14 protein-coding genes are annotated in these 14,742 nt (G+C 64.5%); 11 read left to right on the forward strand and 3 right to left on the reverse strand.

The window, feature by feature from the left end:
* Positions 1 to 22 precede the first annotated feature (22 nt).
* Genes RN346_RS04895 through RN346_RS04915 form a run of 5 tightly spaced genes read left to right on the forward strand, consistent with a single transcriptional unit; the run spans position 23 to position 6,486 of the window.
* On the forward strand, positions 23 to 718 hold the full coding sequence (locus RN346_RS04895) for a hypothetical protein (RefSeq protein WP_263584733.1): 696 nt from the start codon (positions 23 to 25) through the stop codon (positions 716 to 718).
* Complete coding sequence (locus RN346_RS04900; RefSeq protein ID WP_311960356.1) at positions 715 to 2,205, forward strand: proton-conducting transporter membrane subunit; 1,491 nt, start codon at positions 715 to 717, stop codon at positions 2,203 to 2,205. Before RN346_RS04895 ends, RN346_RS04900 begins: the two co-directional genes overlap by 4 nt.
* Positions 2,202 to 3,719, forward strand: a complete 1,518-nt coding sequence (locus RN346_RS04905; protein WP_263584731.1) for a complex I subunit 5 family protein — start codon at positions 2,202 to 2,204, stop codon at positions 3,717 to 3,719. Before RN346_RS04900 ends, RN346_RS04905 begins: the two co-directional genes overlap by 4 nt.
* A complete protein-coding gene (locus RN346_RS04910) occupies positions 3,716 to 5,482 on the forward strand; it encodes a complex I subunit 5 family protein (protein ID WP_311962330.1) in 1,767 nt (588 codons plus the stop codon). Before RN346_RS04905 ends, RN346_RS04910 begins: the two co-directional genes overlap by 4 nt.
* On the forward strand, positions 5,479 to 6,486 hold the full coding sequence (locus tag RN346_RS04915) for a YihY/virulence factor BrkB family protein (RefSeq protein WP_311962331.1): 1,008 nt from the start codon (positions 5,479 to 5,481) through the stop codon (positions 6,484 to 6,486). Before RN346_RS04910 ends, RN346_RS04915 begins: the two co-directional genes overlap by 4 nt.
* A 56-nt stretch (positions 6,487 to 6,542) precedes the next feature.
* Here RN346_RS04915 and RN346_RS04920 read toward each other — a convergent pair whose 3' ends face one another.
* Together RN346_RS04920 and RN346_RS04925 are read right to left on the reverse strand one after the other, a co-directional pair.
* The gene (locus tag RN346_RS04920; RefSeq protein WP_263584728.1) at positions 6,543 to 7,952 is read right to left on the reverse strand and encodes a PhoH family protein; all 1,410 of its coding nucleotides are present in this window, start codon (positions 7,950 to 7,952) and stop codon (positions 6,543 to 6,545) included.
* A gap of 174 nt (positions 7,953 to 8,126) precedes the next feature.
* On the reverse strand, positions 8,127 to 8,996 hold the full coding sequence (locus RN346_RS04925) for a LysR family transcriptional regulator (RefSeq protein ID WP_311962332.1): 870 nt from the start codon (positions 8,994 to 8,996) through the stop codon (positions 8,127 to 8,129).
* 101 nt (positions 8,997 to 9,097) lie between these two features.
* Here RN346_RS04925 and RN346_RS04930 point away from each other — a divergent pair, with 101 nt between their 5' ends.
* On the forward strand, positions 9,098 to 9,961 hold the full coding sequence (locus RN346_RS04930) for a cation diffusion facilitator family transporter (RefSeq protein ID WP_311960360.1): 864 nt from the start codon (positions 9,098 to 9,100) through the stop codon (positions 9,959 to 9,961).
* 84 nt (positions 9,962 to 10,045) lie between these two features.
* Positions 10,046 to 10,315 (forward strand): hypothetical protein, encoded by a 270-nt coding sequence (locus tag RN346_RS04935; protein WP_252107062.1) that lies wholly within the window; start codon positions 10,046 to 10,048, stop codon positions 10,313 to 10,315.
* A 77-nt stretch (positions 10,316 to 10,392) separates the two neighbouring features.
* On the opposite strand, the gene RN346_RS04940 is transcribed toward RN346_RS04935, so the two are convergent.
* Positions 10,393 to 10,581: a DUF3008 family protein gene (locus RN346_RS04940; protein ID WP_311960361.1), complete on the reverse strand. Its 189-nt coding sequence runs from the start codon at positions 10,579 to 10,581 to the stop codon at positions 10,393 to 10,395.
* A gap of 131 nt (positions 10,582 to 10,712) precedes the next feature.
* Between RN346_RS04940 and ybaK the strand changes: the two genes are divergently transcribed.
* From ybaK to RN346_RS04960, 4 genes are all read left to right on the forward strand, one after another.
* Positions 10,713 to 11,180 (forward strand): Cys-tRNA(Pro) deacylase, encoded by a 468-nt coding sequence (gene ybaK, locus RN346_RS04945; RefSeq protein ID WP_263584721.1) that lies wholly within the window; start codon positions 10,713 to 10,715, stop codon positions 11,178 to 11,180.
* Between the two features lie 106 nt (positions 11,181 to 11,286).
* A complete protein-coding gene (gene dbpA, locus RN346_RS04950; RefSeq protein WP_263584720.1) occupies positions 11,287 to 12,678 on the forward strand; it encodes an ATP-dependent RNA helicase DbpA in 1,392 nt (463 codons plus the stop codon).
* Between the two features lie 68 nt (positions 12,679 to 12,746).
* The gene (locus RN346_RS04955) at positions 12,747 to 13,616 is read left to right on the forward strand and encodes a PA4780 family RIO1-like protein kinase (protein WP_263584719.1); all 870 of its coding nucleotides are present in this window, start codon (positions 12,747 to 12,749) and stop codon (positions 13,614 to 13,616) included.
* An 85-nt stretch (positions 13,617 to 13,701) separates the two neighbouring features.
* A complete protein-coding gene (locus tag RN346_RS04960; protein WP_311962333.1) occupies positions 13,702 to 14,733 on the forward strand; it encodes an AbrB family transcriptional regulator in 1,032 nt (343 codons plus the stop codon).
* The last annotated feature ends 9 nt before the right edge of the window (positions 14,734 to 14,742 follow it).

Below are 14,742 nucleotides of genomic sequence, written 5' to 3' on the forward strand. Positions count from 1 at the left end.
GAGCAGGGAATCAGCGAGGCCTATGTTAGCGTCCATCGATCTGTGGGAAGCGGGGCTGGCCGCGTGTCTGGCGCTCGCCGCGCTCGTTTGTCTGTTCGACCGCCACGTGGCGCGCGCTACCTGCGCGTTCCTCGCATTTTCGCTTGCCATGACGCTGGCCTGGTGGTGGCTGGGCGCGCCCTGGCTTGCGCTGTTGGAACTTGTACTCGGCGTGCTGCTCACTGGTACGGCGCTTTTTTATGCCCTGGGCGCTTTTACCCATGGATTTTCCTGGCGCGCTTTTCAGCGTGAAAGCCACCACGTCGATACCTTTCAGGGGCCAGTCAGTCACCGCTTCGCCCGCGCCGCGCTGACCCTTGCCTGGTGTGTAATGATCGGCGCGGTGATTCGCCTTGTCGTGCCCGGCATGGCCTACTCGCTTTCTGAGCACCCGCTGATGATCGTGGCGGTGCTGATGGTCGGCACCGCCATGGGTGCGTTTGCGCTTCACCGCCACCGCTTGCGCCGGCTGCTCGCCTTCAACGTGCTGGGCTCTGGCGTATTTTTGCTGATGACCGGGCTTGCCGGCACCGAGGAAGGCGCCCAGGCCCTGGTCGGCGTTGGGCTTGTCATCGCCTGGTTCGGCTCGCTGTTGGGGGCCTTGTTGATTCGCCATCTACACTCCCATGAAGACGAGGCGGGCGAGGAAGATACCCCCGGTGCGGGGAGCCCCTCATGACCTGGCGCTTTGGACTGTTCGACAGCACGTTTTCGCCGCTGGCGCTTAGCCACTGGGCACTTTTGTGCGCGCTGGTGCTGCCGCTGGCGGCGGGTCTTGCCGCGGTACTTTACCCTCCCAAACGCGGCTGGCCGGTGCTGTTGGTGAGCGCTCTGGTCGTGGTTGCCGGGCTCTGGCTTTTGCGCGATGTTCAGCAGGCGGGGCTTTTGCGCTGGCAGGCCGAGGTGGTGGGCGTGACGCTGTCGCTTCGCATGAACGGCCTCGGGGCGCTGCTGCTGCTCGTCACCCAGTGTGTGGGCGCGGCGGCGGCGCTTTATGCCCCGGGGCATTTTCGCCTGACCGAGTCGGGTGCCGGCGAGCGCTGGCTGTGGCCGCTGATGGGAGGGCTGATCAGCGCGCTATCGCTTTTATGGCTCGCGGCGGATCTTTTGACGCTCTACGCGGCGCTCGAAACGCTCGGGCTGTCGGCGGTGGCCATGCTGCTCTTGTCCGGCAAGCCCGATGCCCTCGAGGCGGGCATGCGCTATCTGATGCTGACACTGGTCGGTTCGCTCACGTACCTGATGGGGGTGGCGCTGATTCTGGGGCAGTGGGGCGAGCTTGAGCTGCTTGCGCTTTCCAGGGTCGTCGAGCCTGGCCTCGTTACCTGGGTGGCGGCGGCGCTTCTGGGTGCGGGACTTGCCTTGAAGGCGGCGCTGTTTCCGCTGCACGCCTGGTTGAGCCCGGTTCACCAGAGCGCCTGGACACCGGTAAGCGCGCTGCACGCGGGGCTGGTGATCAAGGGCTCGCTCTACATTCTCATCATGCTTTGGAGCATCTTGCTCCCGGATACCTTTTGGGCGCCGCGGCTGGTGGCCTGGCTTGGGGCGCTTGCGATCGTCTGGGGCGGGCTGATCGCCTGGCGAGCAGACTCGCTGAAAACCCTTGTCGCCTCCTCGACGGTGGCACAGCTTGGCTATCTGATGGTGGCCTTTCCGCTGCTGCTCGGGCCGGACGTCGCGCCGATTCCCCGGGCGCTTGGCTGGCAGGGGTTCTGGCTGATGCTGATCGGCCATGGACTTGCCAAGGCGGCGATGTTTCTGGCGGCAGGCAACCTGATTCTCGCCACCGGCGAAAGCTCGCTGAAAGGGCTCGCCGGGACCAGCCGGCGACTGCCGCTGTCGCTACTCACCTTCGGGATCGCCTCGATCACGCTGATGGGGCTGCCGCCCAGCGCCGGGTTCACCGCCAAGTGGCTGCTTCTTCATGCCATGGTACTGGAAAGCCAGTGGACCTCGGCGGCGGCACTTCTAGCGGGAACGCTGCTGACCGCGGCCTACGTCTTTCGAGTGTTTCGCTACTCCTTCGATGAAACCGCACCGCGCCACGACTACCGCCCATTGGCGCCGGGCATGGATGCGATAGCGCTGATTCTGGCGCTCGCCGCGCTCTCGCTGGGGCTTCTGGCGCATCTTCCCCTGGGGCTTTTGCATGGAGCGGGCGCATGAACGAAATGAACGACATGGCCTGGCTGCCGCTCGCCGCGCTTTTGGTATCGCTTTTCGCCGCGATCACGATCTTTTCGCTGCCGGAAACTGCGCGGTCGGCGCGCACCGTGATCAACCTCGCCGCGGCGGCGTGCAAGGTGGCGCTGGTAGTGCTGATGGTCTGGCGGGTCTCCCTGGGCTTCGAGGATACCTTTAGTTTTCAGATCATCGGCGGCATCGACTTCGTGCTGCGCGCCGATGCGCTGGGCGTCATGTTCGCCGGGCTCTCATCAATACTGTGGCTCTGCACCACCGTCTATGCCATCGGGTATCTCGAGGGCGCGGCGAATCGCAAGCGCTTTTTTGGCTTCTTTAGCCTTTGTGTGACCAGTACGCTCGGGATCGCGCTGGCGGGCAATCTGTTCACCTTCCTGATCTTCTACGAAATGCTCACGCTCTCGACCTACCCGCTGGTCGCCCACGCCGGCACGCCCAAGGCGCTGGCGGCAGGGCGGGTGTATCTGCGCTATACGCTCAGCGCCGGCGTGGTGGTACTGCTCGGCGTGGTGCTGCTTTACAGCCTGACCGGCGATCAGTCGTTTGCATCAGAACAGGGGCTTGATCGCTACCTGGGCGATCACCGCGGGCTTTTGATGCTCATTTTCGCGCTGCTGGTCGGCGGGCTGGCGGTCAAGGCGGCGATCGTGCCGCTGCACGGCTGGCTGCCCCGGGCGATGGTCGCGCCGGCGCCGGTCAGCGCGCTGTTGCACGCCGTCGCCGTGGTCAAGGCCGGCGCCTTCGGCATTCTGCGCATCATCTATGATTTGTACGGCATCGAGCTTAGCGTCGAGCTCGGCGTGACCACTTGGCTTGCGGCGCTGGCGGCTTTTACCATCCTGTACGGGTCGCTGCGGGCGATCACCCAGGCCGAACTCAAGCCAAGGCTTGCCTTTTCGACCATCAGCCAGGTCTCCTACATCGTGCTCGGGGCGTGCCTGGTCGGGCCTTTCGGCACCATCGGGGCGCTGGCCCACCTGCTGCACCAGGGGTTGATGAAGGTGACGCTCTTTTTCTGCGCCGGCAGCTACGCCGAGGAGCTCGGCATTCACCGCATCGACGAGATGAACGGGGCCGGGCGGCGTATGCCGCTGACCAGTATCGCGTTCACCCTGAGCGCACTCGGTATGGTGGGCCTGCCGCCGACCGCCGGCTTCATCACCAAGTGGTATCTGGGCATCGGCGCCATCGAGGCGCAGATGCTCTGGGTCGTGGCGGTGCTGGTACTCAGCAGCGTGCTCAACGCGCTCTACTTCCTGCCAATCGTTTACCGGCTCTGGTTCTGCCAGGGGCCGGCTCACGGGGTGGGCGAGTGGCCGAGCGAGCAGCGCCTGGGGCGCCTGGAGACCCATGGATGGCTCTTGTGGCCGGCGGTGTTTACCGCGACGGTGAGCCTTCTGGCCGGGCTTTTGGCGGGACTGCCCTTTAGCCCGCTGGACTGGGCGACCCGCGTTGCGGTCGGGGAGTATCTGCCATGACCCCGCTGCTGTTGGTCGCGTTTTTATGGCCGCTTTGCGCGGCGCTGAACGTGGTTCGGCAGATGTTTCGCCCGCCCAAGGCGCGGCGCTTGTTTTCGCTTTGGTGGCTCAGCGCCGCCTGGCCTTCCCTGTTGCTTGCGCTCATTGGCGAAGGAGCGTGGGAGTGGCAGGCCTGGCTGCTCGGCGGGCAGTGGGCACTCGACACGCTCGGCCGCGTCTGGCTTGGTTTCACCGCGCTTTTGTGGAGTCTGGCGGCGCTTCACGCCCGGGGCTACTTCAAGCGCGCGGCGGCGCGTGCCCGCCTGGGCGACGACGGCGAACACTATAGGCTTTTGCGCTTCACGCTGTTCTGGCCGCTGACGTTTCTGGGCAACGCGTTTTTGATCCTCTCGCAGGACATCGCAAGCTTCTATTTCGGTTTTGCGCTGATGACCTTCGCCGCCTACGCGCTGGTGCTGCACGAGCAAAGCGACGCGGCCAAACGCGGGGCGCACGCCTATATCGTGCTGGCGGTGATCGGTGAAGCTCTGATCCTCGGCGGGCTTTTATGGGCGGCGGGCAGCGGCGAGGCGACCACGCTCGAGGGCGTGCGCGAGGCGATCGCCGCCGCCCCCGAGGGCGTGTGGATGGCGCTTGTTCTGTGGCTGGGCTTTGGCGTCAAGGCCGGGGTGATCGGACTTCACGTCTGGCTGCCGCTGGCCCATCCGGTGGCACCGGCGCCGGCAAGCGCGGTGCTGAGTGGGGCGATGATCAAGGCCGGGCTTCTGGGCTGGCTGATGCTACTTCCGCTAGGCATGGAGGGGTTGGCCCCGGCGTTTACGACGCTGGGCAACGTGATGCTGGTGGCCGGTTTCGCCGCTGCCTTTGGCGCGGCGCTTTACGGGGTGGGCCAGCGCCACCCGAAGGCGGTGCTGGCCTACTCGAGCATCAGCCAGATGGGCATGATGACCACGCTGGTGGCGGTGGGGCTGCTCGACCCGACACTTTGGCCGGCACTGCTGCCGGGCATTGCGCTGTTTGCCGGCCACCATGCGCTGGCGAAGGGCGCGCTGTTTTTGGGCACCAGCGTGAGCGAGCACAGGCCGCGCCTGCCCACCGCACTCTTGTGGAGTGTGCTGGCGCTGCCGGCGCTGTCGCTGACCGGTGCCTTCGGCGCAGGGGTGATCAGCAAGTACAGCGTCAAGCACGTTCTGGAGGAGGGCGGGCATCACTATATCGTGCTCCTGCTGACGTGGGCGGCGGTGGGCACGACGGCGCTGGTCAGCGTGTGTGTATGGCGCCAGTGGCAGGACCGCGACACCGGCGACAGCGACGCCTGGCAGCTCGCCGGCTGGTCACTGGCGATTCTGGCCGCCCTCACCGCGCCCTGGTGGCTGCCACTGCCGGATCAGAGCGTGCACGTGCCGGCGCTGTCGTCGCTCACATCCCTGGTATGGCCGCTGCCTGCCGGGATCGTTTTGGTGGTCGTTGGCGTGGTGATTGCCCGCGCTTTAAGCGCGCCGACGCTGCCGGCAGGGGATTTGTGGTGGCCGTATCGAAAGATCGCGAAGTGGCTGGTCGCGCTTTGCCGGGGGGTAGCGCGGCGGGCAAAACGCGTGAAGCGCTCGAGCGTTGCCCGCGCGCTGGTGCTCGAGCGTTTCGTGATGGCGCGCTTGAATCATGCGCTTGAAGGGGAGCGATGGATGCGCCGACACGGCAGCGGGCTGATGATGGCGCTGGCGGTGGTGCTGGCGCTGCTACTGATTTGGGAGGGAAGCCAATGAGCGAGACACCGCAGAAGAGCCCGCGCGGGCGCCGAGCGCAAACGCCGGAGGAGATTCCCACGCCCGGGCTTCTGGACGTGTGCTGGCGCGTGGTGCGCGCGGCGCGGCGCAACCGCCTGACCATGTTGGCCGCAGGCACCGCTTTCTACGCGCTGTTGGCGCTGTTTCCCACCATCGCGGCGGTCATCTCGCTTTGGGGACTTCTATTTGACCCGCTGGAAGCAGCCCAGCAGCTTTACGAGATCAGTCGCTTCATGCCGCCGGACGCGGCGAATTTGATCGACCAGCAGGCCGAGCAGGTGATCGAAAACACCGAAGCGGGCAACTTCATGGCCGCGATGATCGGGCTTGCCATCGCCATGCTCATCGCCTCCAAGGGGGTGGCGGTGCTGGTGGTAGGGCTTAACGTCGTTTACGGCGAAAGCGAGAAGCGCCCTTTTCTACGCCGCACGGTGCTGTTGACCCTGCTCACCTTCGGGCTGATCGCGATGACGCTGATTTCGCTTGGCTTCATCGCGCTGATTCCGATGGCGGTGGAGTCGCTCGCCATCGACGCGCCGCTGAACAACCTCATCAACTGGCTGCGCTGGCCGGCGCTTTTGATCATCACCAGTTTTCTGATCACGCTGCTTTACCGCTTTGCGCCCTATCGGCGAAAGCCGCGCTGGGAGTGGCTCAACTACGGCACGCTGTTCGCTACGCTTACCTGGCTTCTGGGCTCGGCGGCGCTGTCGCTCTATGTGGGCCACTTCACCACCTTCAGCGAAGTCTACGGCTCGCTGGGGGCGGTAGTCGCCATGATGATGTGGTTCTGGATGTCGGCGTTTTTAGTGCTGTTCGGCGCCGAGCTCAACTGCGAGCTGGAGCGCCAGACCGTGAAGGATACCACTGTCGGGCGTTCGCGCCCGCTGGGTGAGCGAGAGGCCTTCGCCGCGGACACCGTGGGCGTGCCCAACCCCATGGGTGACGAAGAGAAGGATGAGAACGCGCCGGATACCCGCTAGCCGCGCCGCCGTTGGCGGCGCGAGTGGGAGGTGATGAAAGAGATTGATGGAAGAGCTTACAAAAGCTCTTCGGCGGCCAGCGCCAGGCGCGAACGCTCGACGCCCTTGAGCGTGATGTGGCCGGCGTGGGGCCAGTCTCTAAAGCGTTCGACCACGGCGGCCAGACCGCACGTATTGGCGGTGAGGTACGGTGTGTCGATCTGGCCGACGTTGCCCAGGCAGACGATCTTGGTGTTGCGCCCGGCGCGGGTCACCAGCGACTTGAGTTGCTTGGGGGTGAAGTTCTGCGCCTCGTCGATGATCAGGAAGGTGTCGTTGAGGGTGCGCCCGCGCATGAAGCCTGGCGAGCGGATCTGAACCCGCGAGCCGATCAACTGACGGGTAGCCCCGTTGTCCCAGCTCGATTCGCCATCGTCGTTGCGCAACAGGTTGTCCATGTTGTCGTGAAAGGCTCCCATCCAGGGCGACATTTTCTCCTCCTCGGTGCCCGGTAGAAAGCCAATGTCCTCGCCCATGGGGATCGGCGCGCGGGTGAACACGATACGCTCGAACTGTTTGGTGTCGAGCGTTTGCTGGAAGGCCGCGGCGAGCGTCATGTAGGTTTTGCCAGTGCCGGCGTTGCCGGCAATGGTGACCAGGTCGATCTCCGGGTCCATGAGCAAATTCAGCGTGAAGTTCTGGCGGCTGTCGTGGGCATGCACGCCCCAAACGCCCGAGTGGTGGCGGTAGTTGGTCAAAAGCTGGAGAGTGGCGCTCTCAGGGCCCAGTTCGCGCACGATCGCCTCGAACTCGGCGCCGTTTTCGCTATCGCTGACCAGCATGCCGGTGTGCCACGCCACGGGCATGTCGCCCTTGAGGTGGTAGAAGGTGTGATGGCCGGTGCGCTCGACGTCGACCTCGACGTTGAGTGTCTCCCAAAGGGTGGTGCCTTCGCTTGCCGCGTGCTGGTAGACGCTGGCGCCCTCGATCATGGCGTCGCTGTCGGAGAAGGCGCGATCGTTGTGGTAATCCTCCACCGGCACCTTGAGTGCGGCGGCCTTGATGCGAAGGTTGATGTCCTTGGTGATCAGGATGACCGAGGCGTCCGGGTTCTCGTCACGAAGCCTACAGGTCTCGGCCAGTATGCGGTTGTCCGGGGTGTCGCTGACTTCGTTGAGAAGCTTCAAATCGCTGTAGCAGAGAAAATGGAGCCGGCCGCTTTCGCCGGAAAGCCTGGGGATGGGAACGCCGTACTGAACTTCCTTGAAAGTAACCTGGCTTGTGAGATCCGACAGCGTGCGGCTGACCTGGCGCGCCGTACGGGCGATTTCGCGAATGCCGTTTTTGTGCTTGTCCAGCTCCTCGAGGACGGTCATGGGGATGACCACATCGTGCTCTTCGAAATGGTACAGAGCCGCGGGGTCGTGAATCAGAACGTTGGTGTCGAGCACATAAAGCCGTTTGGCTTTCTTATCGAGTTTGACCATCGTGGAAGTCGCTCCTTGGTGGACGGCAACATCGACACTGGCAGGGCTTTTTGACGCACGCATGACACTGCCCGTGTTCTACGCTCTAGAGTGTCATCGCTCTCCTCTGTGGTTTTCTATAGCGTGGTGGGCAACGCCACTTTTCGCCAATCACGCATTTCAACGAAACCGCGCTCACTCCTGGTGGGCCAAAAACCGGGTGAGCCGGCCAAGCAGCGCGCTCGCCACCGGCCCCTGGGGGCCGCTCACCAGCGAGCGGTAGTGGTAGCTTTCGAGCGCAAGCTCGTGGGGCAAGCGGCTAAGCGTGCCGGCATCGAGCGCGTGACGTATGAGCGGGGCGGGCAGAAGCGCCCAACCAGTGCCTTGGATCACGGCGTCGCGCATCAGCTCGAACATCGTCACGCCCAGATAGTTGGCGGAGAACAGCGCCTCGCTCACCAGCCGGTCGTCCTGAAGGTGGCTCAGGCAAATCTGGGTGTACTGGGCAAGATCGTCGCGCTGCACGCTGGGCAGCCGGCTCAAGGGGTGGTGCGGCGCGGCCACCAAACGCATGTCGACCGGCGCCAGGCGTCTGGCGTAGTGGGGCAGCGCCTGGACGCTATAAAGGCCGAAGGCGATATCCACCGTTTGGCGCGCGATCAGCGTCTGGTGGGTCTGGGGCGGGGCGAGATAGACCGAGACCGCCGTGAGTGGAAAGCGCGTTTTGATGTCGTGCATCACGCCTTGCCAGAACGCCTCGGGCAGGGCGTCGTCGCGGGCAATGCAGAGCTGACTCTCCACACCCAGGCTATGCTGCTGGCAGTACTTGTCGATGCGCGAAGCGCTGGTCAAAAGGCGATAGCAATCCGGCAGAATGCTCTCGCCCATCGGGGAGAGCGTAAGGCTATTGCCGGAGCGCTCGAAAAGCGCCACGCCCAGGTGATCCTCCAGCGCGCTTACCATGGCGCTCAGCGTGCTGCGCTTGGCACCGGTATGGCGGGCGGCGCCGGCGAAGGAGCGCTGCTCGGCAACCTCGATGAACGCCTGAACCTGTTCGATACGCACAAGGCCTCCAGCGCCAAAAAAGTTGGCGGTGAGCGATTGGTGGAAAGCGGTTTGGGCGCCTATTATGGCCTACCTTTCCTCTTCCCACGGATGTTTTCTGCGTGTCATCGTCAACGATCGAGCGCCGCGCGCTCAAGTTTTCGGCGCTCTCTGCCTCGCTGTTCGCCTTCATCGGGCTCTTCATCGGCTTGTCTTCTGGCTCCATCACCATCCTGTTCGACAGCGGCTACTCGCTACTGAGTTTGGTGCTGGCGACGCTGTCGCTGGTCGCGCTCAGCCACGCGCAAAAGCCGGCCGACGAGCGCTACCCCTTCGGTCGGCTGACCGTCGAGCCGCTGGCGGTGCTGTTGAAGGGGGTGGTGATCGCGCTGGTGTGTCTATTTTCGCTGGTGTCGGCGCTCTGGAGTCTCTATCAGGGCGGGCGGCTCGTCACGCTCGATTTGGCGCTGGGGTTCGGCGCCTTCAACGTGCTCGGTTGTCTGTTCACCTGGTGGCGGCTGGCGCACTACGCCCGCGGGCGCCACTCCTCGCTCATGGCCGCCGAACTCAAACAGTGGCAGATGGATACCTGGCTCTCCGCGGCGGTGCTGATCGGCTTCTTTGCGACCTACCTGCTGACGCTCTCGCCCTTTGCCGCCTGGGCGCGCTTCGCCGACCCGGCCATGGTGCTTCTGATCGTCGCCTACTTCTTGCCCATGCCGGTGCGGATGATTCGCGGGGCGCTGAAAGAGCTCATGTTCGGCGAGCCCGGCGGTGGCATGCGCGAGGAGCTCGCCGTGGGCGTGGCGGATTTCGCGGTCGAGGAGAGCGACGTTCGCCTGGCGCGGGTAGGCAACTTTTTGATGGTCGACATTCAGCTCGAAAAGGCGCAGATCGATGACGCCGAGGCTATCGTCGAAAGCGTGGCGCGCCACTGCCACCGCCGCCAGCTGCGGCCGGTGACCAGCATTACGCTCATCACCTGAGCCCGGCAAAAAGCGTTGACGCCGCGGTGCGCGGGTGGTATCTAGCGCTACCGGCAATCGGGCCGGATTTTGAGGGTTTGAAACATGCTACTCGGCCGCTTTATCGCTTTGCTGGTCGCCACTACGCTGGTCGCGGGCTGTGCCAGCACCACCGTCGCTCCGCGCTACACCTCGACCAATACCGACGTCATGCGCGTTGGCGGCGAGCGCCCCTCGAGCGCCGACCCGCGCACCGAGGATATGGGCTCGTATTGCCTGGAAACCACCGAGCGCTGGAACGAGCAGGGCCGCACCCCGGATGGTCAGAACCTGTGGGCCAAGGACACGCTGCGCAAGGTCGTGCCCTGCCAGTAAAAAGTCAGCCTTTGCACACAACGCCCGGCATCGATGCCGGGCGTTTTGATTGCGCGCTGGTTGAACGCACCGCGTGCCTAGTCATCGCCTTTTTTCTCAGGCTTGCCCTTGCGTTGAGTGCTGGCGAACTCCTCGAGCTCCTTCTCGCTCATCGAGTCATACATCTCCTTTGACGAGCCTGTAAGCTCGCTCACGTTGGTCTCGCCGCGCTTGGCGGCAAGGGCGGCCCCTGCGGCCTTTTGCTGAGCCTTCGATTTTGCCGGCATCTCTTTCTCCTGACGCTTGTTTTCCTGGTGCGTGTTTGCTGATGACTGGGAGGCGTTTATCTTTTCCATGACGCTTTGCTAAAGTTTAGTCACTTCTCGAACGCCTGCCGAAACAATGCAAGGAAAGCGCCATGACGCCAGCCATCAATACCGCCAAACGGGCGGGTATCGCCTTTACCGTGCACGAGTACAGCCACGAAAGCGGCGCCCCCTCCTACGGGCTGGAAGCCGCCGAAAAGCTCGACGTCGATCCGTCGCGGGTGTTCAAGACGCTGGTCGTCGAGCTCGACGGCAAGACGCTGGCGGTGGGCGTGGTACCGGTCACCCACCAGCTGGGGCTCAAGCAGATCGCCCGCGCGGCGGGGGCGAAGAAAGCGGCCATGGCGAAGGTCGACGCCGTCGAGCGCGCCACAGGCTACGTGCTGGGCGGCGTGAGCCCGCTGGGGCAGAAAAAGCGCCTGGCGCTGTACGTCGATGAAAGCGCCCGCGCGTTTGAGTCCATTTTCGTCAGCGCCGGGCGTCGGGGGCTCGAAATCGAGCTGGCGCCCCAGGCGCTGGCCGCGCTGGGTCAGGCGCGCTTTGCGCCGCTAGCGGTGTGAGGTCGGCGCAAAGCGAGCCGCTTTCTGGTATCGTGCGCGTTATGCGCACCAGCGACGGCGCTTGGCAGTGACCGGCGCCGTCGCCTCTTTTTTTCAGGAAATATTCGTGGCCGATACCTCTTTCGCCTCTCTGGCGCTGCCTTCTGCGCTCACCGACAATCTCGCCTCACTTGGCTATCACGAGATGACGCCGATTCAGGCTCAGAGCCTTCCGCCCATGCTCGAAGGCCGCGACGTGCTCGGCCAGGCGAAGACCGGCTCGGGCAAGACAGCGGCGTTCGGGCTGGCGCTTTTGGCCAAGCTCATGCGTGAACGCTCGCACGTTCAGGCGCTGGTGCTCTGCCCGACCCGGGAGCTTGCCGATCAGGTCGCCGAGTCGATTCGAAAGCTGGCCCGGGCGCTGCCCAACGTCAAGGTGCTCACTCTTTGCGGCGGCGCCCCCCTGGGCCCGCAAATCGGCTCGCTCGAGCACGGTGCCCATATCGTGGTGGGCACGCCCGGGCGTATCGACGAGCACCTGCGAAAGGGCTCGCTAAGCCTCGATGCTCTCGAAACCCTGGTGCTCGACGAAGCCGATCGCATGCTCGACATGGGCTTTCGCCCGGCGATCGACGCGATCATTCGTCAAACCCCTAAAGCGCGCCAGACGCTTCTCTTCAGCGCGACCTTCCCGGACGATAACGAAGGCGGCGAGCTTTTCGAGATGACCCGCGGGGTGCTGACGGACTACGTCAGCGTCGCCATCGAAGATGGCCACGACGCCGCTACCATCGAGCAGCACTTTTTCGCCGTACAAAGCGAGCAGGCGCGTCTGGCCGGGCTCGAGGATCTGCTGCTGCACTACCGGCCGACCTCCAGCGTCGTGTTTTGTAATACCAAACGCGAAACCGACGAGGTCGCCGAAGCCCTTTCGGCGCATGGCTTTAGCGCCGTGGCGCTGCACGGCGACCTGGAGCAAAAGGAGCGCGACCGGCTGTTGGTGACCTTCGCCAATCAGAGCGTCTCCATTCTGGTGGCCACCGACGTGGCAGCGCGCGGGCTCGATATCGCCAAACTCGACGCCGTGTTCAACTATCAGCTCGCCCGCGAGCAGGGCGCCCACGTTCACCGCGTCGGGCGCACCGGCCGGGCCGGGGAAAGCGGCGTCGCGGCTACGCTCATCGCCCCGGAGGAGCGCTACCGGCTGGAGCGTTTGAGCGACTATCTCAATGAGCCGCTCACGGTCGAACCGCTGCCCAGACCCGCTCGCCGCACGCCGTTTACCGCGGCGATGGCCACGCTTCAGCTAAATGGCGGCAAAAAGGACAAGCTGCGCCCGGGAGACATTCTCGGCGCCTTGACCGGCGAGGGCGGCATTCGCGGCGACCAGGTCGGCAGCATCAAGGTGCAGGCGAGAAGCGCGTTCGTGGCCGTCGAGCGGGGCGTGGTCGACCAGGCGCTGGGTAAGCTTTCGCGCGACAAGCTCAAGGGCCGCGCCTTTCGCGTGCGCCGAATTTGAACCGTGTACCGTTTTCACGTGCATTCACCGCTTCACGCATTCGCCATCAGGAGTGACCGTCAGAGGCCATGAAGATACCCAAACGATTACAGCCACTGGTCGACGACGGCCTCGTCGACGAGGTGTTGATGCAGCTGATGAGCGGCAAGGAAGCGCAGGTGTACGTCGTTCGATCCAGCGGTGAAAAGCGCTGCGCCAAGGTGTTCAAGGAGGCGAGCCAGCGAAGTTTCAAGCAGGCCGTCCAGTATCAGGAGGGGCGCAAGGAGCGCAACAGCCGCCGGGCCCGGGCCATGGCGAAAAAGACCCGTTACGGGCAAAAAGAGCAGGAGCAGGCCTGGCTCACCGCCGAGGTCGACGCGCTCTATCGGCTGGCGGGCGCCGGCGTGCGTGTGCCCACCCCCTACGGCTTCGTCGACGGCGTGCTGTTGATGGAGATGATCACGGACGCCGAAGGCGACGTAGCGCCACGCCTTGGCGACGTGACGCTTTCTGAAGCCCAGGCGCTCGCCTACCACGACAAGGTGATCGGTGACGTAGTGCGTATGCTCTGCGCCGGGCTCGTTCACGGCGATTTGTCCGAGTTCAACGTGCTGGTCGACGCAAGCGGCCCGGTGATCATCGACCTGCCCCAGGCGGTGGACGCCGCGGGCAACAACAGCGCCGCCGCCATGCTCGAGCGTGACGTGAACAACATGCGCGCCTACTTTGGCCGCTACGCGCCTTCGCTTCTGGCCACCCACTACGGCAAGGAGATGTGGGCGCTTTTCGAGGCCGGCAAGCTCACCCCGGAGAGCAAACTCACCGGCCACTTCGAGTTCGACACCAGAAGCGCCAACGTCGACGAACTTCTGGACGTGATCGACGACGCAAAAGAAGAAGAGGCCGAGCGCCAGGCGCGGCTCAGAGACGACGACGATGATGACGGCTACCCGTACTAACCTCGCCTGATTGCTCTGATGCTATGCTAAGCGCCAGAGCTCATTAGCAGGTTAAGAAACGGCGCGAGGCGCCCGGGGTATCCGTTTGAAGGTAATACCAACCAACCGCACGGCCAGAGGGCTTTTGACCTCGCTGGGCGCCGGCGCAGTCGGCGGAACGGTATTTCAACTGATCGGTTTGCCGCTGGCCTGGATGCTCGGGCCGCTGGTGGCGAATCTGCTGCTTTCCTGTAACAACGTGCATGTGGCCGTGCCCGAGCGCCTGCGCAGCGTGTTTCTGGCGGTGATGGGGCTAGTACTTGGAAGCCAGGTCACGCCGCAGCTTGCCCACCGCGTGGGTGATTGGCCGATCTCGGCGGCGCTTTTGCTGGCGGGTGTGGCGGCCTCCACCGCCGCCGCGGCCGCCTGGTACCGGCGCTGCGGGTTCGACGCGACCAGCGCCTGGTTCAGCGCCGCCCCTGGGGCGATGACGGCGATGATTCTACTGGGCGACCGCTGCGGCGGCGACCCGCAGCGCATCGCCGTCGCCCAGTCGCTTCGCGTGGTACTGGTGATTCTCTTCCTACCCGCGTTTTTCTGGGTCGCGAGCGGCGAGGGCGCAAGCCCCACGCCGCCAGGCACCGCGTTTGAAAGCGGCTGGATGCTGCTGCTGATTCCGCTCGTGCTGCCCCTGGGGCGCTGGCTGCGCCTGCCAAGCGCCGCGCTGCTGGCACCGCTACTGGTGGCCGCAGTGCTATCGGGGTTCGATATCGCAAGCCTTGCGCTACCTGGCTGGGGCATGAACCTGATGCTCTGGGTGCTGGGCAGCGCCATCGGCTCACGCTTCAGGGGCATGACCGGGCGCCAGCTCTCGCGCTACCTGTGGCAATCCGGCGTGGCCACCCTTTTGGCGCTTATGGTGCTGGCGCTTTTTGCCGAGGCGATTCATCAGTTTCTTGGGGTCGGGCGGGACGTCGCGATTCTGGCGCTGGCGCCGGGCGGTATCGGCGAAATCGCCATTCTCGCCGTGGCGCTCGACATCGACCCGGTGTTCGTCGCCTTTCACCATCTGCTGCGCATGATCACCCTGATGATCATCGCGCCGTTCTGGGCGCGCTATCTCACCCGGCACCGGTAGCGTTTGCGA

Origin of the sequence: Halomonas sp. PAMB 3232 (assembly GCF_031954225.1) — a bacterium.
Taxonomy (GTDB): Bacteria; Pseudomonadota; Gammaproteobacteria; order Pseudomonadales; family Halomonadaceae; genus Vreelandella.